General features: G+C 58.3%; 24 protein-coding genes. 17 read left to right on the forward strand and 7 right to left on the reverse strand.

Features of this window, described 5'->3' with window-relative positions; all coding sequences use genetic code 11:
• Window positions 1-71: 71 nt before the first annotated feature.
• Window positions 72-992, reverse strand: a complete 921-nt coding sequence (locus H7698_RS20310; protein WP_194692627.1) for a flagellar protein MotY — start codon at window positions 990-992, stop codon at window positions 72-74.
• Window positions 993-1,151: 159 nt separating this feature from the next.
• Between H7698_RS20310 and pyrC the strand changes: the two genes are divergently transcribed.
• Both pyrC and rnt read left to right on the forward strand, forming a co-directional pair.
• Window positions 1,152-2,198, forward strand: coding sequence for a dihydroorotase (gene pyrC, locus H7698_RS20315; RefSeq protein ID WP_194692628.1), 1,047 nt, complete (start codon window positions 1,152-1,154; stop codon window positions 2,196-2,198).
• Complete coding sequence (rnt, locus tag H7698_RS20320) at window positions 2,195-2,872, forward strand: ribonuclease T (RefSeq protein ID WP_162439412.1); 678 nt, start codon at window positions 2,195-2,197, stop codon at window positions 2,870-2,872. Before pyrC ends, rnt begins: the two co-directional genes overlap by 4 nt.
• 73 nt (window positions 2,873-2,945) lie before the next feature.
• On the opposite strand, the gene H7698_RS20325 is transcribed toward rnt, so the two are convergent.
• Entirely contained in the window at window positions 2,946-3,548 is a 603-nt protein-coding gene (locus H7698_RS20325; protein WP_064679479.1) for a peroxiredoxin, read from the reverse strand.
• Window positions 3,549-3,850: 302 nt separating this feature from the next.
• On the opposite strand from H7698_RS20325, the gene H7698_RS20330 reads away from it, so the two are divergent.
• Window positions 3,851-4,069: a bacterioferritin-associated ferredoxin gene (locus tag H7698_RS20330; RefSeq protein WP_008057530.1), complete on the forward strand. Its 219-nt coding sequence runs from the start codon at window positions 3,851-3,853 to the stop codon at window positions 4,067-4,069.
• 199 nt (window positions 4,070-4,268) lie between these two features.
• On the forward strand, window positions 4,269-4,742 hold the full coding sequence (gene bfr / locus H7698_RS20335; protein ID WP_017340571.1) for a bacterioferritin: 474 nt from the start codon (window positions 4,269-4,271) through the stop codon (window positions 4,740-4,742).
• 199 nt (window positions 4,743-4,941) lie between these two features.
• On the opposite strand, the gene grxD is transcribed toward bfr, so the two are convergent.
• From grxD to H7698_RS20350, 3 genes are all read right to left on the reverse strand, one after another.
• The gene (gene grxD, locus H7698_RS20340) at window positions 4,942-5,283 is read right to left on the reverse strand and encodes a Grx4 family monothiol glutaredoxin (protein ID WP_194692629.1); all 342 of its coding nucleotides are present in this window, start codon (window positions 5,281-5,283) and stop codon (window positions 4,942-4,944) included.
• A 97-nt stretch (window positions 5,284-5,380) separates the two neighbouring features.
• Window positions 5,381-7,489: a molybdopterin oxidoreductase family protein gene (locus tag H7698_RS20345; protein WP_194692630.1), complete on the reverse strand. Its 2,109-nt coding sequence runs from the start codon at window positions 7,487-7,489 to the stop codon at window positions 5,381-5,383.
• A gap of 160 nt (window positions 7,490-7,649) precedes the next feature.
• Window positions 7,650-7,940, reverse strand: coding sequence for a hypothetical protein (locus H7698_RS20350; protein WP_162439409.1), 291 nt, complete (start codon window positions 7,938-7,940; stop codon window positions 7,650-7,652).
• A gap of 408 nt (window positions 7,941-8,348) precedes the next feature.
• Here H7698_RS20350 and argF point away from each other — a divergent pair, with 408 nt between their 5' ends.
• Together argF and H7698_RS20360 are read left to right on the forward strand one after the other, a co-directional pair.
• The gene (gene argF, locus H7698_RS20355) at window positions 8,349-9,269 is read left to right on the forward strand and encodes an ornithine carbamoyltransferase (protein WP_162439408.1); all 921 of its coding nucleotides are present in this window, start codon (window positions 8,349-8,351) and stop codon (window positions 9,267-9,269) included.
• Complete coding sequence (locus H7698_RS20360) at window positions 9,266-10,375, forward strand: ABC transporter ATP-binding protein (RefSeq protein WP_162439407.1); 1,110 nt, start codon at window positions 9,266-9,268, stop codon at window positions 10,373-10,375. Before argF ends, H7698_RS20360 begins: the two co-directional genes overlap by 4 nt.
• Before the next feature lie 134 nt (window positions 10,376-10,509).
• Here the strand turns inward: H7698_RS20360 and ybaK are convergent, their stop codons facing one another.
• Window positions 10,510-10,980 (reverse strand): Cys-tRNA(Pro) deacylase, encoded by a 471-nt coding sequence (gene ybaK, locus H7698_RS20365; RefSeq protein WP_007971306.1) that lies wholly within the window; start codon window positions 10,978-10,980, stop codon window positions 10,510-10,512.
• A gap of 296 nt (window positions 10,981-11,276) precedes the next feature.
• On the opposite strand from ybaK, the gene H7698_RS20370 reads away from it, so the two are divergent.
• The 11 genes from H7698_RS20370 to H7698_RS20420 all read left to right on the forward strand — a co-directional run bounded on the left by H7698_RS20370 (window position 11,277) and on the right by H7698_RS20420 (window position 24,085).
• Window positions 11,277-12,128 (forward strand): MIP/aquaporin family protein, encoded by an 852-nt coding sequence (locus H7698_RS20370; protein ID WP_162439405.1) that lies wholly within the window; start codon window positions 11,277-11,279, stop codon window positions 12,126-12,128.
• 75 nt (window positions 12,129-12,203) lie between these two features.
• Entirely contained in the window at window positions 12,204-13,709 is a 1,506-nt protein-coding gene (glpK, locus tag H7698_RS20375) for a glycerol kinase GlpK (protein WP_162439404.1), read from the forward strand.
• A 95-nt stretch (window positions 13,710-13,804) separates the two neighbouring features.
• Window positions 13,805-14,560 carry a DeoR/GlpR family transcriptional regulator gene (locus H7698_RS20380; protein ID WP_162439403.1) on the forward strand — a complete coding sequence of 252 codons (756 nt, stop codon included), beginning with the start codon at window positions 13,805-13,807 and terminating at the stop codon, window positions 14,558-14,560.
• A gap of 362 nt (window positions 14,561-14,922) precedes the next feature.
• Window positions 14,923-16,461 carry a glycerol-3-phosphate dehydrogenase gene (gene glpD, locus H7698_RS20385; RefSeq protein WP_194692631.1) on the forward strand — a complete coding sequence of 513 codons (1,539 nt, stop codon included), beginning with the start codon at window positions 14,923-14,925 and terminating at the stop codon, window positions 16,459-16,461.
• A 451-nt stretch (window positions 16,462-16,912) separates the two neighbouring features.
• Complete coding sequence (locus tag H7698_RS20390) at window positions 16,913-17,827, forward strand: glutamate/aspartate ABC transporter substrate-binding protein (protein WP_162439401.1); 915 nt, start codon at window positions 16,913-16,915, stop codon at window positions 17,825-17,827.
• Between the two features lie 191 nt (window positions 17,828-18,018).
• Entirely contained in the window at window positions 18,019-18,765 is a 747-nt protein-coding gene (locus H7698_RS20395; protein WP_162439400.1) for an amino acid ABC transporter permease, read from the forward strand.
• A complete protein-coding gene (locus tag H7698_RS20400; protein WP_162439399.1) occupies window positions 18,765-19,436 on the forward strand; it encodes an amino acid ABC transporter permease in 672 nt (223 codons plus the stop codon). The genes H7698_RS20395 and H7698_RS20400 overlap by 1 nt, the downstream gene beginning before the upstream one ends.
• Window positions 19,433-20,167 (forward strand): amino acid ABC transporter ATP-binding protein, encoded by a 735-nt coding sequence (locus H7698_RS20405; RefSeq protein ID WP_162439398.1) that lies wholly within the window; start codon window positions 19,433-19,435, stop codon window positions 20,165-20,167. The genes H7698_RS20400 and H7698_RS20405 overlap by 4 nt, the downstream gene beginning before the upstream one ends.
• 353 nt (window positions 20,168-20,520) lie before the next feature.
• Window positions 20,521-22,422: a sensor histidine kinase gene (locus H7698_RS20410; RefSeq protein WP_194692632.1), complete on the forward strand. Its 1,902-nt coding sequence runs from the start codon at window positions 20,521-20,523 to the stop codon at window positions 22,420-22,422.
• Window positions 22,419-23,747: a sigma-54-dependent transcriptional regulator gene (locus H7698_RS20415; RefSeq protein ID WP_194692633.1), complete on the forward strand. Its 1,329-nt coding sequence runs from the start codon at window positions 22,419-22,421 to the stop codon at window positions 23,745-23,747. Before H7698_RS20410 ends, H7698_RS20415 begins: the two co-directional genes overlap by 4 nt.
• Before the next feature lie 8 nt (window positions 23,748-23,755).
• Window positions 23,756-24,085: a GlpM family protein gene (locus H7698_RS20420; protein WP_178114321.1), complete on the forward strand. Its 330-nt coding sequence runs from the start codon at window positions 23,756-23,758 to the stop codon at window positions 24,083-24,085.
• A 21-nt stretch (window positions 24,086-24,106) separates the two neighbouring features.
• Here H7698_RS20420 and H7698_RS20425 read toward each other — a convergent pair whose 3' ends face one another.
• Entirely contained in the window at window positions 24,107-24,772 is a 666-nt protein-coding gene (locus H7698_RS20425) for a DsbA family oxidoreductase (RefSeq protein ID WP_194692634.1), read from the reverse strand.
• Window positions 24,773-24,775 lie beyond the last annotated feature (3 nt).

Consider the following 24,775-nt stretch of genomic DNA (forward strand, 5'->3'; position numbering starts at 1 on the left):
TTTACAGAGGCGCGACAGCTTATGACGACGAAGCGACAGATTCTGTCGAGAGCGCGACGATGACCGGCAAGTCAGGATGTTGCAGACGTACTGCCGGGTGCAGTGATTTGGGGAGCGACTTGCGGCGTGGCCTTCTCCGTGGGCACCACCCTTTCGAGGCGCACGGCAACCCGGCGATTCTTCGCGCGGTTAGCGGCACTGTTGTTAGGGGCCACAGGATAACGTTCGCCATGAAAGCGCATCGTGATCTGCGATTCCTGAACGCCATTGGCCTTGAAGAACTCCATGACCGCCAGGGCACGACGTCGCGAGAGGTCACGGTTGGTGAGGCGATTGCCACTGTTGTCGGAGTGACCGTCCAGTTCGATGTGATTGACCGTCGGATCAGCCTTCATGAACTCCAGCATCACCTGCAACTGGGCCTTGGCTCGCGCGTCCAGGTCCAGGCCTTCGCCGGAAAAACCTATCTGGGACTGCCGGATCTGTTCAAAATTCTTCGGCAGCAGCTTGGCCACACAGCTCTGGTATTCATTGAACGCCTGGCTGAACCTGACCGGCAGCAGTCGCACTTCCGATACCCGGCCATCGCCTGATGAATGCCGGATCACCGGGCTTCGGCCGTCCAGCAAGCCGCTGATCAAACGCCCGGCCTGTACCTGCGAAGTGTCAAACAGAACGTTGCCACTCCCGATGCGCACAGACCCCAGGTTGATATCGCCACGGCCCGGCTGCCAGGGCGCGGCGGCAGCCAGCAAGGTCGCCGAACCGCCGCCAATCATGGCGTTGAAGGCCGTCAGACGAAAAGTCGCCTGTTCTCCAGCACGGCGGACGAATCCACCAGCGCCGAAGTCGGTAATCGGTTGAGTCAGACGACATTCGAACTTGTCCCCTTCGACCGTCCACTCGATGCTCTCCAGGCGCGTCTGGAAAGTGAGCGCCATGGCAGGAACGCTGGCAAACACACTGAGCAAGGCTAAATAACGCTGGCGCACGGGAGGCTCCACTGGCTTCTACAACAAAAAGACCGACACAGACTTGTTTACGGCATACCTGTTGGATATCGGAAGCTTGCGGCAAAACTTGATAGCGAGTGCCTGGAAGAGTCTTTTCCGGTAGCATTCCCCTCAGTTTGACCCGCCTGGAATCCCCTCATGTCCGACCGCCTGACCCTGCTGCGTCCCGACGACTGGCATATTCATCTTCGCGATGGTGCCGTGTTGACCAATACCGTCGCGGATGTCGCGCGCACCTTTGGTCGCGCCATCATCATGCCCAACCTGGTTCCTCCGGTACGCAACGCTGCTGAAGCCGATGGCTATCGCCAGCGAATTCTGGCCGCACGTCCGGCCGGTAGCCGTTTCGAACCGCTGATGGTTCTCTACCTGACCGACCGCACCCAGCCCGAAGAAATTCGCGAGGCCAAGGCCAGCGGATTTGTTCACGCCGCCAAGCTGTACCCGGCCGGCGCGACCACCAACTCGGACTCTGGCGTCACCAGCATCGACAAGATTTTCCCTGCGATAGAGGCCATGGCCGAAGTCGGGATGCCCTTGCTGATTCACGGTGAAGTCACCCGCGGTGACGTCGACGTCTTTGACCGCGAGAAGATCTTCATCGACGAGCACATGCGTCGTGTGGTCGAGCGCTTCCCGACGCTCAAGGTAGTGTTTGAACACATCACTACCGCGGACGCCGTGCAGTTCGTCAACGAGGCCTCGGCCAACGTCGGCGCGACCATCACTGTTCATCACTTGCTGTACAACCGCAACCACATGCTGGTTGGCGGGATTCGCCCGCACTTCTACTGCCTGCCGATTCTCAAGCGCAATACCCACCAGGAAGCCCTGCTCGACGCCGCCACCAGCGGCAGCGAAAAGTTCTTCCTCGGCACTGATTCGGCGCCGCATGCCCAGCACGCGAAAGAAGCCGCTTGCGGCTGTGCAGGTTGCTACACCGCTTATGCAGCGATCGAGATGTACGCCGAAGCGTTCGAGCAACGCAACGCACTGGACAAGCTCGAAGCCTTTGCCAGTCTGAACGGCCCGCGCTTCTACGGCCTGCCGGTCAATACCGATCGCATTACCCTGGTCCGTGATGAATGGACCGCCCCTACCAGCCTGCCATTTGGCGAGCTGACCGTTATCCCGCTGCGCGCCGGTGAAAAACTGCGCTGGCGCCTGCTGGAGGAACACGCGTGAGTGAAGACCATTTCGACGACGAACAGGACGGTCAAGGTGGCGGAGGTGGTTCGCGCCACCCAATGGCTGCTCGCTTCCGTGGATACCTGCCAGTTGTTGTCGACGTTGAAACCGGTGGTTTCAACTCTGCCACTGACGCCTTGCTGGAAATCGCTGCAACAACCATCGGCATGGACGAAAAGGGCTTTGTTTATCCCGACCACACCTACTTCTTCCGTGTAGAGCCTTTTGAAGGCGCGAACATTGAAGCGGCGGCGCTGGAATTTACCGGGATCAAACTCGATCATCCGCTGCGCATGGCTGTCAGCGAAGAAGCTGCACTGACCGATATTTTCCGCGGCATCCGCAAGGCGTTGAAAGCCAACGGTTGCAAACGGGCGATCCTGGTCGGTCACAACAGCTCTTTCGACCTGGGCTTTCTCAACGCTGCGGTAGCGCGCCTGGACATGAAACGTAACCCGTTTCATCCGTTCTCCAGCTTCGATACTGCAACGCTTGCAGGCCTGGCCTACGGTCAAACCGTGCTCGCCAAGGCCTGCCAGGCCGCTGACATCGATTTCGACGGTCGCGAGGCCCACTCGGCTCGCTACGACACCGAAAAGACAGCCGAGCTGTTCTGCGGCATCGTCAATCGCTGGAAGCAAATGGGTGGCTGGGAAGATTTCAACGACTGATTGCTGTTGCTGATTTATACGCCCACAAAAAAACCGGCCTCAGAGGCCGGTTTTTTTATGCCAGAAACGCGCCTTACAGGGCAGCAGCGTTTTCGGTCAGGTAAGCCGCGACGCCTTCGGTCGAAGCGGTCATGCCTTTGTCGCCTTTTTTCCAGTTGGCAGGGCAAACTTCGCCGTGCTCTTCGTGGAATTGCAGAGCGTCGACCAGACGGATCAGCTCTTCAATGTTACGGCCCAGCGGCAGGTCGTTGATGATCTGCGAGCGGACAACGCCTTTGTCGTCGATCAGGAACGCGCCACGGAAAGCCACGCCGCCTTCGGATTCAACGTCGTAAGCCTTGGCGATTTCGTGCTTCAGGTCGGCAGCCATGGTGTAACGAACTTCGCCGATACCACCGTTGTTCACCGGGGTGTTGCGCCAGGCGTTGTGGGTGAAGTGCGAGTCGATCGACACGGCGATCACTTCAACGTTGCGTGCCTTGAAGTCAGACATGCGGTTGTCCAGAGCGATCAGCTCGGACGGGCAAACGAAGGTGAAGTCCAGCGGGTAGAAGAACACCAGGCCGTATTTGCCTTTGATGGCCGACGACAGGGTAAAGCTGTCGACGATTTCGCCATTGCCGAGTACAGCCGGTACGGTGAAGTCAGGGGCTTGTTTGCCTACGAGTACGCTCATTGAATATCTCCTGGTGTAAAAACGTGAAGTTCCGGGTTTGCGCCAGCCTGCCACCTTCAGGCGACAGCCCTGTGACACGAACCCGCTTCATAAGGACCGGCCATCATACACTGCGTTTTTGACCTGTCCCCAACGGATTTTTCGACACTGCCAGATTGCTTCTGCCTGAAAAATGCTATAGCCAACCGTTCGTCAGGGATGCGCGTTTATAACGCGAAGCTTTCAGAAACCACTTTGACAATCATTCTCGTTAACATTAAGATCCATCGCAATTGAGTCACAACCAGCGACGGTTATCACTTATGTATGTCTGCCTCTGCACTGGCGTCACCGACGGACAAATTCGCGATGCAATCTATGAAGGTTGCTGCAGCTACAAGGAAGTCCGCCAGGCTACCGGCGTAGCCAGTCAATGCGGTAAATGCGCCTGCCTTGCCAAGGAAGTGGTGCGTGAAACCCTGACCAAATTGCAAACGGCCCAGGCCGCGATACCTTTCCCTGTAGAATTTACTGCCGCTTAAAACACCCTATTTAAAGAACCGGACTTGATGTCCGGTTTTTTTATGCCTGCAAATCAATCGCTTAGGCGCCAGACGCGGAACACAAACATTCTTATTCCGATTAATTTTCACTTAACTTTCAATAACTTAGGTTTGACACTCTTAATGACGCGGCTCAAACTCTGCCGTATAGACAGTTAATAAAGGGCAGGACCCCATCATGAAAGGCGACATTACAGTCATCCAGCATCTCAACAAGATCCTTGCCAATGAGCTGGTCGCGATCAATCAATATTTCCTGCATGCGCGCATGTACGAAGATTGGGGCCTGAACAAGCTCGGCAAGCACGAGTACCACGAATCCATCGACGAGATGAAGCACGCGGACAAGCTGATCAAGCGCATCCTGTTCCTTGAAGGCCTGCCGAACGTCCAGGACCTGGGTAAGCTGCAGATTGGCGAGCACACCCAGGAAATGCTTGAGTGCGACCTGCGCATCGAACGTACCGGTCACGCTGATCTGAAAGTAGCGATTGCTCACTGCGAAACCGTAGGTGACTTCGGTAGCCGTGAACTGCTCGAAGATATCCTTGAGTCTGAAGAAGAACATATCGACTGGCTGGAAACCCAACTGGGCCTGATCGATAAAGTGGGTCTTGAGAACTATCTGCAATCGCAGATGGGCGAAGAGTAATTAGCGCCCGCTAATCTCAAGACAACAAAAAAGCCCCGCTCTCTTTTACAGAGGCGGGGCTTTTTAATGACCCTATCCGGGACACTGACTCTACTGTGGGGGCAAAGCTTGCTCGCGATGCAGGCGCCGGGGTTTAACAAAAAACCGCGTTATCGTTCATCGCGAGCAAGCATTGCTCCTACAGGCAGCAAGCAGTTGATCAGGCTTCGGTCTTGTTCGCAGCAGCTGCTTCGACAGCAGCCTTGATAGTGCTCTGCAACGAACCGTCCGCAGCCATCTCGGTCATGATATCGCTACCGCCGACCAGCTCACCACCGACCCACAGTTGCGGGAAGGTTGGCCAGTTGGCGTATTTTGGCAGGTTGGCACGGATTTCCGGGTTCTGCAGGATGTCCACGTAGGCGAACTTTTCACCACATGCCATCACAGCCTGTGCAGCTTTTGCGGAGAAGCCACACTGGGGGGCATTCGGCGAGCCTTTCATGTAAAGCAGAATGGTGTTGTTAGCAATCTGCTCTTTAATCGTTTCGATGATATCCATGGAGCACCTCGGCTGAACTTTCCGACTCAGAGGTCGGCACGGTGGCGCATTGTAACGGAAACCCGAGCGCTATGCTCGGTCTCCCCGACAGACACGATCACGCCGCCGCCACGGTCACCGGCACCCCGTTGAGCGCCGCATTACCCGACAATTCGTCGAGCTGGCATTCATCCGTCAGGTCATTGGCGCTGGAGCCTGGCTGGCCACTGGCGATTGTCATCTGCACGCCCGGCCGCGCATGCCCCCACCCGTGGGGCAGGCTGACCACGCCTTTCATCATGTCCAGGCTGGCAACCACTTCCACTTCGATGACCCCGACCCGAGAACTGACACGCACGCGCTGACCGTCGTCAAGGCCGCGGCTGGCGAGATCCTCAGGGTGCATGAGCAGTTGATGACGCGGCTTGCCTTTCACCAGTCGGTGATAGTTGTGCATCCACGAGTTGTTGCTGCGCACGTGACGCCGGCCAATCATCAACAACTCATCGGGAGCAGGCGCCTGCAAGGCTGCAAAGCGTACCAGGTCCGAGAGAATCGCTGGAGGCGCGGCCTGAACACGCTGATTGGCAGTTTTCAAACGCGGCGCCAGGTTGGATTTCAGGGCACCCAGATCGATACCGTGAGGGTGATCGAACAAAGTCGCCAGCGACAACTTATGCGGCGACGCATCGCCATACGCCCCCATCCGCAAGCCCCGATCAATCATCTGGGCCGGCGCAATGGTCGGTTTCAGCTCCTTGCCGGTCTTGCTGGCAAAGGCCTTGGCCAACCCGACGAAGATTTCCCAATCGTGCAACGCACCTTCAGGCTTGGCGAGAATGGCGCGATTGAACCGACTGACATTGCGCACGGCGAACATGTTGAACGTCGTGTCGTAATGATCGTTTTCCAGGGCCGAGGTGGAGGGCAGGATCAGGTCGGCATAGCGTGTGGTTTCATTGATGTACAGGTCAATGCTGACCATGAACTCCAGCCCGTCCAGCGCCTGCTCCAATTGCCGGCCATTGGGCGTGGACAATACCGGATTGCCCGCCACCGTGATCAGCGCGCGTACCTGCCCTTCCCCTTCGGTGAGCATTTCTTCGGCCAAGGCCGACACCGGCAGCTCGCCAGCGTACTCCGGACGCCCGGAGACACGGCTTTGCCACAGATTGAAATGCCCTCCCGACGTAGATGCCACCAGATCCACGGCCGGTTCGGTGCAGAGCGCACCACCGACCCGATCAAGATTACCGGTGACCAGATTGATCAATTGCACAAGCCAATGGCACAACGTGCCGAACGCCTGGGTCGACACGCCCATGCGCCCATAGCAAACAGCCGTAGGTGCCGCAGCAAAATCGCGAGCCAGCTGCCGGATCTGCTCGGCCGGCACCGCGCACAGCGGGCTCATGGCCTCGGCGGTGAACCGGCTGACCGCCTCACGCACTTCATCCAGACCGTCCACCGGCAGATGGCTTTCGCAGTCCAGCCCTTCGGCAAACAAGGTGTTGAGCAACCCGAACAACAACGCCGCATCGCCACCGGGACGCACGAACAGATGCTGATCGGCCATCGCCGCCGTTTCGCTGCGACGCGGATCGACCACCACCACTTTGCCGCCCCGTGCCTGAATAGCCTTCAGGCGTTTTTCCACATCCGGCACGGTCATGATGCTGCCATTGGACGCCAGCGGATTGCCGCCAAGGATCAACATGAAATCGGTGTGATCGATGTCCGGGATCGGCAACAGCAAGCCATGGCCGTACATCAAATGGCTGGTGAGGTGATGCGGTAACTGGTCCACCGACGTAGCCGAAAACCGGTTTCGGGTTTTCAACAGCCCGAGAAAGTAATTGCTATGGGTCATCAACCCGTAGTTGTGCACGCTGGGGTTGCCTTGATAGACCGCCACCGCATTCTGCCCGTGATGCGCCTGAATCGCCGCAAGGTGCTCGGCGATCAGGTTGAAGGCATCTTCCCACTCGATGGGCTGCCATTCGCTTCCCACGCGCTGCATCGGCTGATGCAGGCGGTCCGGGTCGTTCTGGATATCCTGCAAGGCAACTGCCTTGGGACAGATGTGACCGCGACTGAACGTGTCCTGCGCATCCCCCTTGATCGAGGTAATCTGCACGCCGGCGCCGTCAACGTCGGTGGTTTCGATGGTCAGGCCGCAAATGGCCTCACACAGGTGGCACGCACGGTGATGGAGAGTCTTGGTCATGGCCAGTCTCTGTTTTGTTCTGAGCGGGCAATATCGGCCGCGGGAACAAAACTATGGCGCCAGACCCGCAAGTGCGCCAGCGACGTTCGTCTTGTGAATCGGCGGCCATCAGGCCAGCCGATGAGCGCCACTGATCAGCGCGACCAACCCTTCATGCAGATCAGTTCGGTGGAAGCCTGGGGGGTGCCTGCAGCTGGATCTCCTGGACGGTCTCGATCTGCTCCTGGGCGACATGCACACCCGTGAGCTCACCGATCAGGCGCCAATGCTCGTCCAGTCCGGTACTGATGGTGGCCATGCGATCGATCATGCGCCTGCCGGCTGCTTTTGTGACTTCGTCATGGCTGCGCATCAACTCGAAGGACATCGAGGTCATAGAGGCCGTGAGATGGGTCAGTGAGCGGGCCGTGAGGCTGAGTAATTCCATTAATTGCTGTTCTTTCGATTCCATTCCGGAAGCTTCCTGCGTCGCTCGAAAGGTAGTTATAACCCAGCACTTTGCTTTAGCAAATGTTTCAGACCAGACACATGCTAGATATGCCCTGGCAAATGACAGGTCGCAAACCGACCGGCGATGCCCTATGCCCGCCCTGCAAGATTGCAAAGCCCCGCAAGCACAGTGTACAAATGGCGGGCTGCTGTCAGGAAACAGGCTTCAAAAGCGCTACTGCGGTCTCCCCGTAGCCCCTCTGAAATCCCCTAAAAACCGTAGCCCTATTGGTAAGACGCGACATTTAATTATAAGATCGCGCCTTCCCCTATTTCGTCGCCCCGTGCGGCTTACGCCGCAGGTCTCGCCCGTTTCTCAGTTAAACAAGGCTTTGAGTATCTGCGGTCTGTTGCAAAAAGGTAGTCAATGATGAGCGCAAGGCACTTTCTCTCCCTGATGGATTGCACGCCCGAAGAGCTAATCAGCGTGATCCGTCGAGGCGTTGAGCTCAAGGACCTGCGTAACCGCGGCGTACTGTTCGAGCCTCTGAAAAACCGCGTTCTCGGGATGATTTTCGAGAAGTCCTCGACCCGTACCCGTATTTCCTTCGAAGCCGGCATGATCCAGCTCGGTGGCCAGGCGATTTTTCTGTCGCCCCGTGACACCCAACTGGGTCGTGGCGAGCCGATCGGTGACGCCGCCATTGTGATGTCGAGCATGCTCGATGCCGTGATGATCCGTACGTTTTCCCACAGCACCCTGACCGAATTCGCTGCCAACTCCCGTGTTCCGCTGATCAACGGCCTGTCCGATGACCTGCACCCGTGCCAGTTGCTGGCCGACATGCAGACGTTCCTCGAACACCGTGGCTCGATCCAGGGCAAGACCGTGGCCTGGATCGGCGACGGCAACAACATGTGCAACAGCTATATAGAAGCGGCGATCCAGTTCGACTTCCAGTTGCGCGTTGCCTGCCCGGAAGGTTTCGAGCCTAACGCTGAATTCGTGGCCAAGGCCGGCGATCGTGTGACCATCGTCCGCGATCCGAAAGACGCCGTGCGCGGCGCACATTTGGTGAGTACCGACGTCTGGACCTCCATGGGCCAGGAAGAAGAGACCGCCAAGCGCCTGAAGCTGTTCGCACCGTTCCAGGTCAACCGGGCCTTGCTCGACCTGGCCGCTCCGGACGTCTTGTTCATGCATTGCCTTCCCGCTCACCGTGGCGAAGAAATCAGCCTCGACCTGCTCGACGACAAGCGCTCCGTGGCCTGGGATCAGGCCGAGAATCGTCTGCACGCACAAAAGGCCTTGCTTGAGTTTCTCGTCCCGCCTTCGTACCACCACGCATGAGCCAGCCATTACTGCTTAACCTGCGCAACCTCGCCTGCGGCTATCAAGATCAGCGCGTGGTACAGAATCTCAATCTGCATTTGAACGCGGGTGATATCGGCTGCCTGCTCGGCTCTTCGGGTTGCGGCAAGACCACCACCTTGCGTGCCATTGCCGGGTTCGAACCGGTGCATGAAGGTGAAATCCAACTGGCCGGAGAGACGATCTCCAGCGCCGGTTTCACGCTTGCGCCAGAGAAACGCCGTATCGGCATGGTGTTCCAGGACTACGCACTGTTTCCGCATTTGAGCGTGGCCGAAAACATCGCATTCGGCATCCGCAAGCACCCGCAGAAAGAACGCGTCACCGAAGAATTGCTCGAACTGGTGAACCTGAAGAATCTCGGCAAGCGCTTTCCCCATGAGTTGTCCGGTGGTCAGCAACAACGCGTGGCCCTGGCCCGTGCACTAGCGCCGGAGCCGCAATTGTTGCTGCTCGATGAACCGTTCTCCAACCTCGATGGCGAGTTGCGCCGCAAGCTCAGCCATGAAGTGCGCGACATTCTCAAGGCTCGCGGCACCAGCGCCATCCTGGTCACCCATGATCAGGAAGAAGCCTTTGCGGTGAGCGATCACGTCGGGGTTTTCAAAGAGGGTCGCCTGGAACAATGGGACACGCCCTACAACCTGTATCACGAGCCGCTGACGCCCTTCGTTGCCAGTTTCATCGGTCAGGGTTACTTCATTCGCGGGCAGCTGAACAGCCCGGAATCGGTGCAGACCGAACTGGGTGAACTGCGCGGCAACCGCGCCTACACCTGGCCGGTAGGTGGCGCGGTCGATGTGCTGCTGCGTCCGGACGATATCGTTTATGCACCGGACAGCGCCCTGAAAGCACGCATCACTGGCAAGACCTTCCTCGGCGCATCAACCTTGTATCGGTTGCAGCTACCGACCGGCACGCAGCTGGAATCGATCTTCCCAAGTCACGCGGATCATCTGGTCGGTGCCGAAGTGGGCATTCGCGTTGCGGCTGAACACCTGGTGTTGTTCCAGGCAACCGGTAGCACCGCGGCGCAGATACCGGCAGTCGAGTCAGGCGTCCGCCGGTACAGCACAACCAGCTGACAACTGTAGATCTAAACTGTGGGAGTGAGCCTGCTCGCGATGACGGTGCTTCAGTCAATGATTTGTCGACTGACACTTCGCCATCGCGAGCAGGCTCACTCCCACAATGGATATGGGCGCATGCCCATTCCAAGTTATGCCCTGCCGATATCCGCAAACTTCGCTTGGGTATGCTCCGCCAGCACCGCAGGCGCAAGCTCCACTTCAAGCCCCCTTCGCCCCGCACTGACAAAAATACTCGCAAACGGCTGGGCCGAATTGTCGATAAACGTGCGCAGGCGTTTCTTCTGCCCTAACGGACTGATGCCACCCAGCAGATAACCCGTCGACCGCTGAGCCGCCGCCGGGTCCGCCATCTCGACTTTCTTTACCCCCGCCGCATGTGCCAACCCTTTCAAATCAAGACTGCCAACGACGGGCACTACAGCCACCAGTAACTCACCCTTCTCACTGGCCGCCAGCAAGGTCTTGAACACCTGTGCCGGGTCGAGCCCCAGCTTCTCCGCAGCCTCCAATCCGTAAGACGCAGCCTTGGGATCATGTTCGTAACTGTGCACGCGATGTTCGGCTCGAACTTTTTTCAACAAATCCAATGCGGGGGTCATGACAGCTCCAGACTGGTCGGCGATACAAAAATATCGTGCTGGATTCTAGGCCATTGACCCGTAAAAGGCTCTATCTCAGCCCCGTTTCATTGGACTTGCCACTCGTTTTACCGTCCGTCCACATTAAGCCTGCGCCGTGAACAATAGGATCATTCACCTGACTAATAGTTGAAATGTGACCGACGGTTCACTTTCGACCTTTGACAGCAGTGTTTCTTGTCTATATTTTTTCGAATACGAATACGGCAAGAATATTCCTTCGCAGCACCCAGACAAAAACAACAACGAGGTTTTCAATGACAACTGCTTTACAACAACCGCCGCTTTCGAGCCAGTGCATGGCCGAGTTTCTGGGTACTGCCCTGCTTATCTTTTTCGGCACCGGTTGTGTGGCTGCACTCAAAGTTGCAGGTGCCAGCTTTGGCTTGTGGGAAATCAGCATCATCTGGGGCGTTGGGGTGAGCATGGCGATCTACATGACCGCCGGGGTTTCAGGCGCGCACCTCAACCCGGCCGTCAGTATTGCGCTGTGCATGTTCACCGACTTCGAAAAGCGCAAACTGCCGTTCTATATCCTGGCTCAGGTAGCGGGCGCCTTCTGTGGGGCCTTGTTGGTTTACACGCTCTACAGCAATTTATTCTTCGATTACGAACAAACGCACCATATGGTTCGCGGCACCCAGGCCAGTCTTGAATTGGCCTCAGTGTTTTCCACGTTCCCGCACCCAGCCCTGTCCACAGCCCAGGCGTTTCTGGTTGAAATGATCATTACGGCCATTCTGATGGGCGTGATCATGTCCCTGACCGACGATAACAACGGCTTGCCCAAAGGGCCGTTGGCACCCTTGCTGATCGGTTTGCTGATTGCAGTGATCGGCAGTTCGATGGGGCCTTTGACCGGTTTTGCGATGAATCCGGCGCGCGACTTCGGGCCCAAGCTGATGACTTTCTTTACGGGCTGGGGTGAGATTTCCTTAACCGGCGGGCGCGACATCCCTTACTTCCTGATTCCGGTTTTTGCACCGATCGTCGGTGCCTGCCTCGGTGCTGCAGCTTATCGCGGGCTGATTGCCCGGCATTTGCCCGGCACCCAACCTGCTACAAAGGACGCAGCACCGGCCATTGACGGCAAACCACGAACTTCTTGATACCGTAGGCGCGTGATCCTGCCAATCTGGTCCCGCGCCTGACCTCACTCCCTTATTTCGTCCAAGGCAATCGACATGACCGACATTCAGAATAAGAACTACATCATTGCCCTCGATCAGGGTACGACCAGTTCGCGCGCGATCATCTTCGACCGTGATGCAAACGTGGTGTGCACCGCCCAGCGCGAATTCGTCCAGCATTATCCGCAAGCCGGTTGGGTCGAGCATGACCCGATGGAAATTTTCGCCACGCAAAGCGCGGTGATGGTCGAGGCCCTGGCCCAAGCCGGCCTGCATCACGACCAGGTCGCCGCCATCGGTATCACTAACCAGCGCGAAACCACCGTGGTCTGGGACAAGACCACCGGCCGCCCGATCTACAACGCGATCGTCTGGCAGTGCCGCCGCAGTACTGAAATCTGCCAGCAGCTCAAACGCGATGGCCACGAGCAATACATCAGCGAGACCACCGGACTGGTCACCGACCCGTACTTCTCCGGCACCAAATTGAAGTGGATCCTCGACAACGTCGAAGGCAGCCGCGAACGTGCGCGCAAGGGTGAGTTGTTGTTCGGCACCGTCGACAGCTGGCTGATCTGGAAATTTACCGGCGGCAAAGTGCACGTCACCGACTACACCAACGCCTCGCGCACCATGCTCTTCAACATCCACACGCTGGAGTGGGATGCGAAGATGCTCGACGTGCTGGATATCCCCCGCGAGATGCTGCCGGAAGTTAAATCTTCGTCCGAAATCTACGGCCACACCAAAAGCGGCATCGCCATCGGCGGTATCGCCGGTGACCAGCAGGCGGCTCTGTTCGGCCAGATGTGCGTCGAGCCAGGACAAGCGAAAAACACGTACGGCACCGGCTGCTTCCTGCTGATGAACACTGGCGACAAAGCGGTGAAATCCAAGCACGGCATGCTGACCACCATCGCTTGCGGCCCTCGCGGTGAAGTCGCCTACGCACTCGAAGGCGCGGTGTTCAACGGCGGTTCGACCGTTCAGTGGTTGCGCGACGAGTTGAAAATCATCAACGACGCCCATGACACCGAGTATTTCGCCAACAAGGTCAAAGACAGCAATGGCGTATACCTGGTCCCGGCCTTTACCGGCCTGGGCGCTCCGTACTGGGACCCGTATGCCCGTGGCGCGCTGTTCGGCCTGACCCGCGGCGTACGCGTGGATCACATCATTCGTGCAGCGCTGGAATCGATTGCCTACCAGACCCGCGACGTTCTGGACGCCATGCAACAGGATTCCGGTGAACGCCTCAAAGCCCTGCGCGTGGACGGCGGTGCGGTGGCGAACAATTTCCTGATGCAGTTTCAGGCCGACATCCTTGGCACCCAGGTCGAGCGTCCGCAAATGCGCGAAACCACCGCACTGGGCGCCGCCTATCTGGCGGGCCTGGCGTGTGGCTTCTGGGGCAGCCTGGACGAGTTGCGCGGCAAGGCGGTGATCGAACGTGAATTCGAGCCGGCGCTGGACGAAACCGCGAAGGAAAAACTCTACGCCGGCTGGAAAAAAGCGGTCAGCCGCACCCGTGACTGGGAACCCCATGAAGGCGATGAATAAGCCCGCCCTGCGAGAGGATTAGGGTTGTAACTGGTCGGGAGCAGATTCCTGCGGCATGATGGGCAAATTTTGCATGGCAGCCCAAAGGAAGCCCAATGAATCTGCCTCCCCGTCAGCAGCAAATCCTCGAACTGGTCCGTGAACGCGGCTACGTGAGTATCGAGGAACTGGCCACGCTGTTCGTCGTTACACCGCAGACTATTCGCCGCGATATCAATCAGCTCGCGGAAGCCAATCTGTTGCGTCGCTACCACGGCGGCGCAGCCTATGATTCCAGTGTCGAAAACACCGCCTACGCCATGCGTGCCGATCAGATGCGCGATGAAAAGCAGCGTATCGGCGAAGCCATTGCGGCGCAGATCCCCGACCACGCCTCGCTGTTCATCAACATCGGTACCACCACCGAGTCGATCGCCAGGGCGTTGCTCAATCACAATCACCTCAAGATCATCACCAACAACCTGCATGTAGCCTCCATGCTCAGCGCCAAGGACGATTTCGACGTCCTGCTGACCGGTGGCAATGTGCGGCGCGACGGTGGTGTGGTCGGCCAGGCCAGCGTCGATTTCATCAACCAGTTCAAGGTCGACTTTGCGCTGGTCGGCATCAGCGGCATCGATGAGGACGGCAGCCTGCTGGACTTCGATTATCAGGAAGTGCGCGTGTCCCAGGCGATCATCGCCAATGCGCGGCAGGTGATTCTGGCGGCTGACTCCAGCAAATTCGGGCGCAACGCCATGATTCGTCTGGGCCCGATCAGCCTGATCGATTGCCTGGTCACTGATCAGCAGCCGGTGCCGGCGCTGGCGCAGTTGTTGAGTCAGCACAAGATTCGGCTGGAAGTGGTTTAACCCCTTTGCGCCTGTTGAAGAAACCCTGTGGCGAGGGGATTTATCCCCGTTGGGCGCGAAGCGGCCCCTGAAAGTTGCACTACAGTATTTCCGAAACACATGGTGTGAAGTGTTGACGACTGCTTCGCAGCCGAACGGGGCGGTGCGACGGTTCGCTAAATCCCCTCGCCACAGATAAATCCCCTCGCCACATTTTGTTCTTCACAGCCTCTAAATGTTCGTAAATTTTCCTTTTACAGCCCTTCGATGAGTATTTTCAATCGAAGTTGACTGGCTGTGCGCGTCTTTATGGGCTACCATTTTCGCAAATGAACATTAATGTTCGAATTCCAATACAGAAAATCAAAGCCCGAGGCCAGCCGATGCCCACTTCTACCTTGCCTACGCCCCCTCTCGCCGAGGTCTACGATGTTGCCGTTATCGGTGGTGGCATCAATGGCGTGGGGATCGCAGCGGATGCCGCCGGTCGCGGTCTTTCGGTGTTCCTTTGCGAAAAGGATGACCTGGCCAGCCACACCTCGTCTGCCAGCAGCAAGCTGATCCACGGGGGTCTGCGCTACCTCGAACATTACGAGTTCCGTCTGGTGCGCGAAGCGCTGGCTGAACGCGAAGTGCTGTTGGCCAAGGCGCCACACATCGTCAAGCAGATGCGCTTCGTGCTGCCTCACCGCCCGCACCTGCGCCCGGCGTGGATGATCAGTGCCGGCCTGTTCCTGTATGACAACCTTGGCAAACGGGAAAAACTGGAAGGTTCGAAGAGCCTGAAGTTCGGTCCGGACAGCCCGCTGAAAAGCGAAATCACCAAGGGCTTTGAGTATTCTGATTGCTGGGTCGACGATGCTCGCCTGGTGGTGCTGAACGCCATGGCCGCCCGCGAAAAAGGCGCCCATGTCCACACTCAGACCCGTTGCACCAGCGCCAGTCGCAGCAAGGGTCTGTGGCATCTGCACCTGGAACGCGCCGATGGCAGCCTGTTTTCGATTCGCGCCAAGGCCCTGGTAAACGCTGCTGGCCCGTGGGTCGCCAAGTTCATCCGTGACGACCTGAAGATGGAATCGCCATACGGCATCCGCCTGATCCAGGGCAGTCACCTGATCGTGCCGAAACTGTACGAAGGCGAACACGCGCACATTCTGCAAAACGAAGATCAGCGAATCGTCTTCACCATTCCGTACCTGAACCACTTCACCCTGATCGGCACCACCGACCGTGAATACACCGGCGATCCTGCGAAAGTCGCGATCACCGACGGCGAGACCGATTACCTGCTCAAGGTGGTCAACGCGCACTTCAAGAAGCAAGTCAGCCGCGACGACATCCTGCACAGCTACTCCGGCGTTCGCCCGTTGTGCAACGACGAATCCGACAACCCTTCGGCCGTTACCCGCGACTACACCCTGGCGTTGTCCGGCAGCGGCGAAGAAGCACCGTTGTTGTCAGTCTTCGGCGGTAAGCTGACGACCTATCGCAAATTGGCCGAGTCGGCGCTGGCACAACTGACGCCGTACTTCACCCAGATCAAACCCAGCTGGACGGCCACCGCTACGCTGCCAGGGGGCGAAGACATGACCACCCCTCAAGCCTTGTGCGCCTTGATCCGCGACAAGTTCGACTGGGTGCCGACCGAAATCGCGCGCCGCTGGTCCACCACCTACGGCAGCCGCACCTGGCGGATGCTGGAAGGTGTGCAGAGCCTCAATGACCTGGGTGATCACATCGGCGGCGGTCTCTACACCCGCGAAGTTGATTACCTGTGCAGCGAAGAGTGGGCAACCACCGCGCACGACATCCTGTGGCGTCGCAGCAAGCTCGGGCTGTTCACCACCCCGGCAGAACAGCAGAAGCTGGTGGATTACCTGAGCAAGGTCGAACAGAACCGCAGCAAGATCGAAGCGGCCTGATCGGGTATCCGCTCAACCGAAAGCCCCTGAATCGCATGATCCAGGGGCTTTTTGCATTTTTAATCCCACCACATCCCACTGTAGGAGTGAGCCTGCTCGCGATAAGGCCATCACATGCAAAACTCTATGTGCCTGACACAAGGTAATCGCGAGCAGGCTCACTCCTACATGGAAAATGCGGATGACTCCTATATTGCATTCGGTTTTCCGAACGCGACCCGGCAGTCGATTCGGGATACCGGATTAAACAACGCAAACAATCTCGCCATAAATATTTAATATCCTTATATTTCAACGATTTATCTCATAGCACCTGGCCTGGCACGAGTCATGCTCTACACTCTTGGACGAATGCTTGCTGCGCCGTTCATTCAGACGCCGGCAAACCTTCGAAGCACAAAAAGGGCCGATGAACTGGCTCCATAAAAAAAACAATGTCGAGGAAAATTTGATGCGCATCGTTCCCCATATCCTGGGCGCAGCCATTGCTGCCGCTCTGATTACCACTCCAGTTTTCGCTGCCGAACTCACTGGCACACTGAAGAAGATCAAAGAGTCCGGTGTCATCACCCTCGGGCATCGTGACGCTTCCATTCCGTTTTCCTACATCGCTGATGCCTCCGGCAAACCGATCGGCTACTCCCACGACATCCAGCTGAAAATCGTCGAAGCGATCAAGAAAGACCTGGACATGCCAAACCTGCAGGTCAAATACAACCTGGTCACCTCGCAAACCCGTATCCCGCTGGTGCAAAACGGCACCGTGGACGTCGAGTGCGGCTCCACCACCAACAACGTCGAGCGTCAGCAGCAAGTTGACTTCTCCGTCGGCATCTTCGAAATCGGCACCCGCCTGCTGTCGAAGAAAGACTCCCCTTACAAAGACTTCGCCGACCTGAAAGGCAAGAACGTCGTGACCACCGCCGGCACCACGTCCGAGCGCATCATCAAATCGATGAACGCCGACAAGCAGATGGGCATGAATGTCATTTCCGCCAAAGACCACGGCGAGTCGTTCCAGATGCTGGAATCGGGCCGCGCTGTAGCGTTCATGATGGACGACGCCTTGCTGGCCGGTGAAGCAGCCAAAGCCAAGAAGGCCAGCGACTGGGCCGTGACCGGTACGCCACAGTCCTACGAAATTTACGGCTGCATGGTCCGCAAGGGCGACGAGCCGTTCAAGAAAGCCGTGGATGACGCGATCGTGGCGACCTACAAGTCGGGCGAGATCAACAAGATCTACGAAAAATGGTTCATGGCGCCAATCCCGCCAAAAGGCCTGAACCTGAACTTCCCGATGAGTGATGAACTCAAGGCCCTGATCGCCAATCCGACCGATAAAGCGGCTGACGAAAAGAAATCCTGATTTCTGACTAACCTTACCTCCTGAGAGGGCTGTTGCCCTTTCAGGAGGTTGTCACTCCCTGCTGGCATTTCTGGAAACACTCGAACCGGTAGCTGTCGAGCCGGTGGCGTGTGCCCGACGTTCAAGTCGGGTGGGAACGGAGCTTCCCCAGGCGGGCACTTGCACATTGATCGATCCGAGGGGAGACCCTAATGAATTACAACTGGGACTGGGGCGTGTTCTTCAGGTCCACCGGGGTGGGCAGCGAGACGTATCTCGACTGGTACATCACCGGACTGGGCTGGACCATCGCCATCGCCATCATGGCCTGGATCATTGCCCTGACGCTGGGCTCGATTCTGGGTGTCATGCGCACCGTACCGAATCGCATCGTATCGGGCATCGCGACCTGCTACGTTGAAATCTTCCGTAATGTGCCGCTGCTTGTTCAGCTGTTCATCTGGTACTTCCTGGTACCCGATCTGCTGCCTCAAGGCATGCAGGACTGGTACAAGCAGGACCTGAACCCGACCACCTCGGCATTCCTCAGCGTCGTCGTGTGCCTGGGTCTGTTCACCACCGCTCGTGTCTGCGAACAGGTGCGCACCGGCATCCAGGCGTTGCCGCGCGGCCAGGAATCCGCCGCTCGCGCCATGGGCTTCAAGCTGCCGCAGATCTACTGGAACGTGCTGCTGCCCCAGGCCTACCGCATCATCATCCCGCCGCTTACCTCGGAATTCCTGAACGTGTTCAAGAACACCTCCGTGGCCTCGCTGATCGGTCTGATGGAACTGCTTGCACAAACCAAGCAAACCGCCGAGTTCTCCGCCAACCTGTTCGAAGCCTTTACCCTGGCGACCCTGATCTACTTCACCCTGAACATGAGCCTGATGTTGCTGATGCGCCTGGTCGAGAAGAAAGTCGCTGTGCCGGGCCTGATCTCCGTAGGGGGTAAATGATGGAATTCGACTTCTCGGGCATCATCCCGTCCCTGCCGGGCTTGTGGAACGGCATGGTCATGACCCTGCAATTGATGGCGATGGGCGTCGTCGGCGGGATCATCCTCGGCACCATCCTCGCGCTGATGCGCCTGTCCCACAGCAAACTGCTGTCGAACATCGCCGGCGCCTACGTCAACTACTTCCGCTCGATCCCGCTGCTGCTGGTCATCACCTGGTTCTACCTGGCGGTGCCGTTCGTGCTGCGCTGGATCACCGGCGAAGACACGCCGATCGGCGCGTTCACCTCGTGCATCGTGGCCTTCATGATGTTCGAAGCCGCGTACTTCTGCGAGATCGTCCGGGCCGGTGTGCAGTCGATTCCCAAGGGCCAGATGGGCGCTGCCCAGGCGCTGGGCATGACGTATGGCCAGATGATGCGGTTGATCATCCTGCCGCAGGCGTTCCGCAAGATGACCCCGCTGTTGCTGCAACAGAGCATCATCCTGTTCCAGGACACCTCGCTGGTTTACGCCGTCGGCCTGGTGGACTTCCTCAACGCCTCGCGTGCCAGTGGCGACATCATCGGTCGCTCCAATGAGTTCCTGATCTTCGCAGGGCTCGTGTACTTCATCATCAGCTTTTCCGCCTCGCTGCTGGTCAAGCGTCTGCAAAAAAGGTTCGCCGTATGATCTCTATCAAAAATATCAACAAGTGGTATGGCGACTTCCAGGTGCTGACTGATTGCAGCACTGAGGTCAAAAAGGGTGAAGTGATCGTGGTGTGCGGGCCTTCCGGTTCCGGCAAGTCGACCCTGATCAAATGCGTCAATGCCCTAGAACCGTTCCAGAAAGGCGACGTGGTCGTCGATGGCACGTCCATCGCCGACCCGAAGACCAACCTGCCGAAACTGCGCTCGCGCGTCGGCATGGTGTTCCAGCATTTCGAACTGTTTCCGCACCTGACCATCACCGAAAACCTGACCATCGCGCAGATCAAGGTGCTGGGCCGCAGCAAGGAAGAAGCCACCAAGAAAGGCCTGCAACTGCTTGAGCGCGTCGGTCTGTCGGCGCATGCCCACAAGCACCCTGGCCAGCTTTCCGGTGGTCAGCAACAGCGTGTGGCGATTGCCCGTGCGCTGGCGATGGACCCGATCGTCATGCTGTTCGACGAACCGACCTCGGCGCTCGATCCGGAGATGGTCAACGAAGTGCTGGACGTGATGGTGCAGCTGGCCCACGAAGGCATGACCATGATGTGCGTCACCCACGAAATGGGCTTCGCCCGCAAAGTGGCGGACCGGGTAATTTTCATGGACCAGGGCAAGATTATCGAAGACTGCAAGAAAGAAGAGTTCTTCGGCGACATCAGCCACCGGGCCGAGCGTACACAGCACTTCCTCAACAAGATTCTGCAGCACTAAGAAGAACCCGCTCCCCACCAGTGGGAGCGGGCTTTTGTGGTGAGGGGACTTCTGTGGCAACAGGGTTTCTGTGGCAAGAGGATTTCTGAGGCAACGGGGTTTCTGTGGCAAGAGGATTTCTGAGGCAACGGGGTTTCTGTGGCAAAGGGATTTCTGTGGCAAAGGGATTTCTGTGGCGAGGGGATTTATCCCCGTTGGGCTGCGCAGCGGCCCCCAGGGTCCATCCAGACAAACCGAGTTGTCGGGATTTACGACTGCTTCGCAGCCGAACGGGGATAAATCCCCTCGCCACAGCCCCCCAAGCAGCATCAGTGATCGGAAGATTGTGTTGTGGTTGACCCAAGGCATCTGTGATGAAATGCGACCCCACTCTCTATCGCGCAGCGCCGCCATCACTCGCCGTGAAACCCCGTCTGATTCGCCATCTGTTCCTGCCTCCGCTGATCATCGCGCTGATGATCGGATTGGGTTACGTCGGCTTCTGGGTCAGCGAGTACTACGGCATACGCAGCCTCAGCGAAAACGGCCAGCGCCAGCTGGAGTTGCATGCACGCGCCGTCGAGAGCGAGATCAGCAAGTACACCTACCTGCCCAGCCTGCTGGAACTCGAAACCAGTGTTTCCCAACTGCTGGCCGACCCGTCGCCGGAACATCGGCAAACGGTCAATGACTACCTGGAAGGCCTGAACCGCCGCAGCCGCAGTCGCGCCATCTACGTGATGGACACCACCGGCCGCGTCATGGCCACCAGTAACTGGCGCGATGTCGACAGTTACCTGGGTGAAGACCTCTCCTTTCGCGCCTACTTCCAAAACGCTATTCGCGGCCAGCCGGGACGTTTCTATGGCATCGGCAGCACCAACGGCGAACCCGGTTACTACCTGGCCCACGGCCTGGAAGAACACGGCAAGATCACCGGTGTCGCGGTGGTCAAAGTCCGCCTCGAAGCGATGGAAGAACGCTGGCAGCGCGCCCGTCTGGAAGCCTTCGTCAGTGACGAGAACGGCATCATCATTCTGTCCAGCGATCCGGCACGTCGTCTCAAATCAGTGATACCGCTGAGCGACGAGACCAAGGAAAAACTCGCCCGCAGCCTCCAGTACTACTGGTTTCCGCTCAACGAACTGCAACCGCTGGCCCGGGAAAAACTGGCAGAGGGTGAAGAGAAACTGACCTTCCCCGCCAACAGCGAAGTGGAGTCCGATCAGGAAGACATCAGCTACCTGTCGCAAACTCGCCCGTTAAGCGACACACCGTGGAATTTCACCCTCCTCACCCCGCTTCAGGATTTGCGCCGCGAAGCGATCAACCAGGGGATTCTGGTGGCCGTGGCATTGGCCCTGGTGACGTTTCTGCTGATTGCCTGGAATGAGCGCAGAAAGGTCATCTCCACCCGCCTCGCCGCCCGGGAAGCCTTGCAGGAAGCCAACAATCAACTGGAGCGTCGGATTACCGAACGCACCACCGACCTGCGCGCCAGTAACGAACGGCTCAAGGGCCAGATTCGTGAACGGCGCCAGGCCGAAGAGACCTTGCGCCGGGCCCAGGACGAACTGGTGCAGGCGGGTAAACTCGCGGCCATCGGCCAGATGTCGACCAGCATCGCCCATGAACTCAACCAGCCGCTCGCCGCGCTGCGCACCTTGTCCGGCAACACGGTGCGCTTCCTGGAACGCGGTCAGCTGGATGTCGCCAGCACCAACCTCAAGACCATTAATGAACTGATCGACCGCATGGGCCGGATCACCGCCAGCCTGCGGTCATTTGCCCGTCGCGGTGACGACAAGGGTCAGGCCAGCCTCGGTAAAGCCGTGGATGCGGCCTTGCAGTTGCTCGGTGGCCGGGTTGAAAGCGCGCACCTGCAAGTGCATCGCGACTTCAGCGATGTACAGGTGCAAATCGATCAGACGCGCCTGGAGCAGATTCTGGTCAACCTGATGGGCAACGCCCTGGATGCCATGCAGGCCCAGCCGTTACCGGAGCTGTGGCTTGAAGGTGAAGTGCTCGATGGCAAATACCGTCTTCGTGTCCGCGACAACGGCCACGGCATCGACGCCGAAACGCGCAAGCATCTGTTCGAACCATTCTTCACCACCAAACCCGGCGAGCAGGGTCTGGGCCTCGGCCTGACCTTGTCCGCGAGCCTGGCCGCTGCTACGGGCGGACACCTGGGTGTCGAACACCCGGTCGGTGGTGGAACCACTTTTGTCCTCAGTTTACCGTTGGTAAGCCCCTCTTTCGCCGAGCCAATATGAACAACGACCTTAGTGTGCTGATCGTCGAAGACGATCCTCATGTACTGCTCGGCTGCCAGCAGGCGCTGACCCTGGAAGACATTCCCTGCGTGGGCGTGGGCAGCGCCGAAGAAGCGCTGGAGCGGGTCGGCGACAACTTTGCCGGGATCGTCATCAGCGACATTCGCCTGCCGGGCATTGATGGCCTGGAATTGCTGACCCGACTCAAGGCCCGTGATCGCAGCCTGCCTGTGGTGTTGATCACTGGCCACGGCGACATATCGATGGCGGTCGGCGCGATGCAAAAAGGCGCCTATGACTTCATGGAGAAACCGTTTTCCCCGGAGCGCCTGGTGGACGTTGCCCGTCGCGCTCTGGAGCAACGCAGCCTGGCTCGAGAAGTCTCGTCGTTGCGGCGGCAACTGGCAGAGCGCGACTCGTTGGAAGGCCGGATCATCGGCCGTTCTGCGGCCATGCAGAATCTGCGGGAGCTGATCGCCAACGTCGCCGACACCTCGGCCAACGTGTTGATCGAGGGCGAAACCGGCACCGGTAAAGAATTGGTCGCCCGCTGCCTGCACGACTTCAGTCGTCGCCACACCCGGCAGTTTGTTGCGCTGAACTGCGGCGGCCTGCCGGAGAACCTGTTCGAAAGCGAGATCTTCGGCCACGAAGCCAACGCGTTTACCGGCGCTGGCAAACGGCGGATCGGCAAGATCGAACATGCTGACGGCGGCACGTTGTTCCTCGACGAGGTGGAAAGCATGCCACTGCCGCTGCAGATCAAACTGCTGCGGGTATTGCAGGAGCGCACCCTCGAACGCCTCGGTTCAAACCAGAGCGTGGCGGTGGATTGCCGGGTGATCGCGGCGACCAAATCCGATCTGGACGAGTCGAGCAAGGCCGGCGAATTCCGCAGCGACCTGTATTACCGTCTGAACGTGGTGACCCTGGAACTGCCGCCGCTGCGCGAGCGTCGTGAAGACATCCTGCAGCTGTTCGAGCACTTCCTGCAGCAATCGTCCCTGCGCTTTGACCGCGCAGTGCCGGAGCTGGACAACCAGACCCTGTCGCACCTGATGAGTCATGACTGGCCGGGCAACGTGCGCGAACTGCGCAACGTCGCTGAACGCTTTGCCCTGGGCTTGCCGGCCTTCAAGAAATCCGGCACCAGTGGCAGCAATCACGGCCTGGCCTTCGCCGAAGCGGTGGAAGCCTTCGAACGCAACCTGCTCAGCGACGCCTTGCAACGCAGCGGCGGCAATCTGACCCAGGCCAGCCTGGAGCTGGGCATGGCCAAGACCACCCTGTTCGATAAAGTGAAAAAATACGGGCTGAGCCACTGATGGACCTGATACTCAAAGCAACACTGGGTGCAGCGGTGGTGATCATTCTTGCTGCGCTGGCTAAAACCAAAAACTATTACATCGCAGGATTGGTGCCGCTGTTTCCGACCTTTGCACTGATCGCGCACTACATCGTCGGCAAGGGCCGTTCGCTGGATGACCTGAAGACCACCATCGTGTTTGGCATGTGGTCGATCATTCCGTACTTCATCTACCTGGCAACGTTGTATGTGATGGTCGACAAGATGCGGCTGGAAGCTTCGCTGGCCGTTGCGGCAGTGGCGTGGTTGATGGCGGCTACGGTGCTGGTCAGCGTGTGGGTGCGCGTCCACGGCTGACCCTCGCCACAAAAGCTCGAATCAGCTCACCGTCCCACCCTTCGACTCGCTCATGATCTGCCGGATCGCCCCGACAAACGTCTCAACCGGCTGCCCGCCGCTGACCGCGTACTGCCCGTTGAACACCACGGTCGGCACCGAACTGACGCCCCGTGACAGCCACAGCTGCTCCTCTTCGCGAACCTCTTTGGCGAACTCATCCGACGCCAATATGGCCTCGGCGCGCTTGCGATCCAGTCCGACACTTTCGGCGATCCGGACCAACTGCTGAGGGTCAGACGGATTGCCGCCTTCGGTGAAATACGCCCTGAACAGCGCCTCCTTCAAATTGAACTGCGCGCCCTCGAGCCCCGCCCAATACAGCAAACGATGAGCATCGAAGGTGTTGTAGATGCGGCTATTACCGTCCGTGCGGAAGGCAAACCCGAGCTCGGCACCACGAGCCCGGATCATTTCGCGATTCTTCTGCGATTGCTCAGGCGTCGATCCGTATTTCTCGGTGATGTGCTCGGTAATGTTCTGTCCGTCAGGTCCCATCTTTGGGTTCAGCTCGAACGGCTGGAAACGAATCTCGGCCTGCACCTCATCGCCCAGCAAATCCAGAGCGCGAGTCAAGCCGTACAAGCCCACCACGCACCAGGGGCAGGACACGTCGCTGACGAAATCGATTTTCAGTGGGGTACTCATCAC

It is taken from the genome of Pseudomonas sp. p50(2008) (genome assembly GCF_015351605.1).
GTDB lineage: Bacteria > Pseudomonadota > Gammaproteobacteria > Pseudomonadales > Pseudomonadaceae > Aquipseudomonas.

What these genes read in the sequence shown, in the direction of transcription:
- pyrC (WP_194692628.1), top strand. Translation starts at nt 1,152, where the DNA reads ATGTCCGACCGCCTGACCCTGCTGCGTCCCGACGACTGGCATATTCAT.
- H7698_RS20325 (WP_064679479.1), bottom strand. Translation starts at nt 3,548, where the DNA reads ATGAGCGTACTCGTAGGCAAACAAGCCCCTGACTTCACCGTACCGGCT.
- H7698_RS20330 (WP_008057530.1), top strand. Translation starts at nt 3,851, where the DNA reads ATGTATGTCTGCCTCTGCACTGGCGTCACCGACGGACAAATTCGCGAT.
- bfr (WP_017340571.1), top strand. Translation starts at nt 4,269, where the DNA reads ATGAAAGGCGACATTACAGTCATCCAGCATCTCAACAAGATCCTTGCC.
- grxD (WP_194692629.1), bottom strand. Translation starts at nt 5,283, where the DNA reads ATGGATATCATCGAAACGATTAAAGAGCAGATTGCTAACAACACCATT.
- H7698_RS20345 (WP_194692630.1), bottom strand. Translation starts at nt 7,489, where the DNA reads ATGACCAAGACTCTCCATCACCGTGCGTGCCACCTGTGTGAGGCCATT.
- H7698_RS20350 (WP_162439409.1), bottom strand. Translation starts at nt 7,940, where the DNA reads ATGGAATCGAAAGAACAGCAATTAATGGAATTACTCAGCCTCACGGCC.
- argF (WP_162439408.1), top strand. Translation starts at nt 8,349, where the DNA reads ATGAGCGCAAGGCACTTTCTCTCCCTGATGGATTGCACGCCCGAAGAG.
- H7698_RS20360 (WP_162439407.1), top strand. Translation starts at nt 9,266, where the DNA reads ATGAGCCAGCCATTACTGCTTAACCTGCGCAACCTCGCCTGCGGCTAT.
- ybaK (WP_007971306.1), bottom strand. Translation starts at nt 10,980, where the DNA reads ATGACCCCCGCATTGGATTTGTTGAAAAAAGTTCGAGCCGAACATCGC.
- H7698_RS20370 (WP_162439405.1), top strand. Translation starts at nt 11,277, where the DNA reads ATGACAACTGCTTTACAACAACCGCCGCTTTCGAGCCAGTGCATGGCC.
- glpK (WP_162439404.1), top strand. Translation starts at nt 12,204, where the DNA reads ATGACCGACATTCAGAATAAGAACTACATCATTGCCCTCGATCAGGGT.
- H7698_RS20380 (WP_162439403.1), top strand. Translation starts at nt 13,805, where the DNA reads ATGAATCTGCCTCCCCGTCAGCAGCAAATCCTCGAACTGGTCCGTGAA.
- glpD (WP_194692631.1), top strand. Translation starts at nt 14,923, where the DNA reads ATGCCCACTTCTACCTTGCCTACGCCCCCTCTCGCCGAGGTCTACGAT.
- H7698_RS20390 (WP_162439401.1), top strand. Translation starts at nt 16,913, where the DNA reads ATGCGCATCGTTCCCCATATCCTGGGCGCAGCCATTGCTGCCGCTCTG.
- H7698_RS20395 (WP_162439400.1), top strand. Translation starts at nt 18,019, where the DNA reads ATGAATTACAACTGGGACTGGGGCGTGTTCTTCAGGTCCACCGGGGTG.
- H7698_RS20400 (WP_162439399.1), top strand. Translation starts at nt 18,765, where the DNA reads ATGGAATTCGACTTCTCGGGCATCATCCCGTCCCTGCCGGGCTTGTGG.
- H7698_RS20405 (WP_162439398.1), top strand. Translation starts at nt 19,433, where the DNA reads ATGATCTCTATCAAAAATATCAACAAGTGGTATGGCGACTTCCAGGTG.
- H7698_RS20410 (WP_194692632.1), top strand. Translation starts at nt 20,521, where the DNA reads ATGAAATGCGACCCCACTCTCTATCGCGCAGCGCCGCCATCACTCGCC.
- H7698_RS20415 (WP_194692633.1), top strand. Translation starts at nt 22,419, where the DNA reads ATGAACAACGACCTTAGTGTGCTGATCGTCGAAGACGATCCTCATGTA.
- H7698_RS20425 (WP_194692634.1), bottom strand. Translation starts at nt 24,772, where the DNA reads ATGAGTACCCCACTGAAAATCGATTTCGTCAGCGACGTGTCCTGCCCC.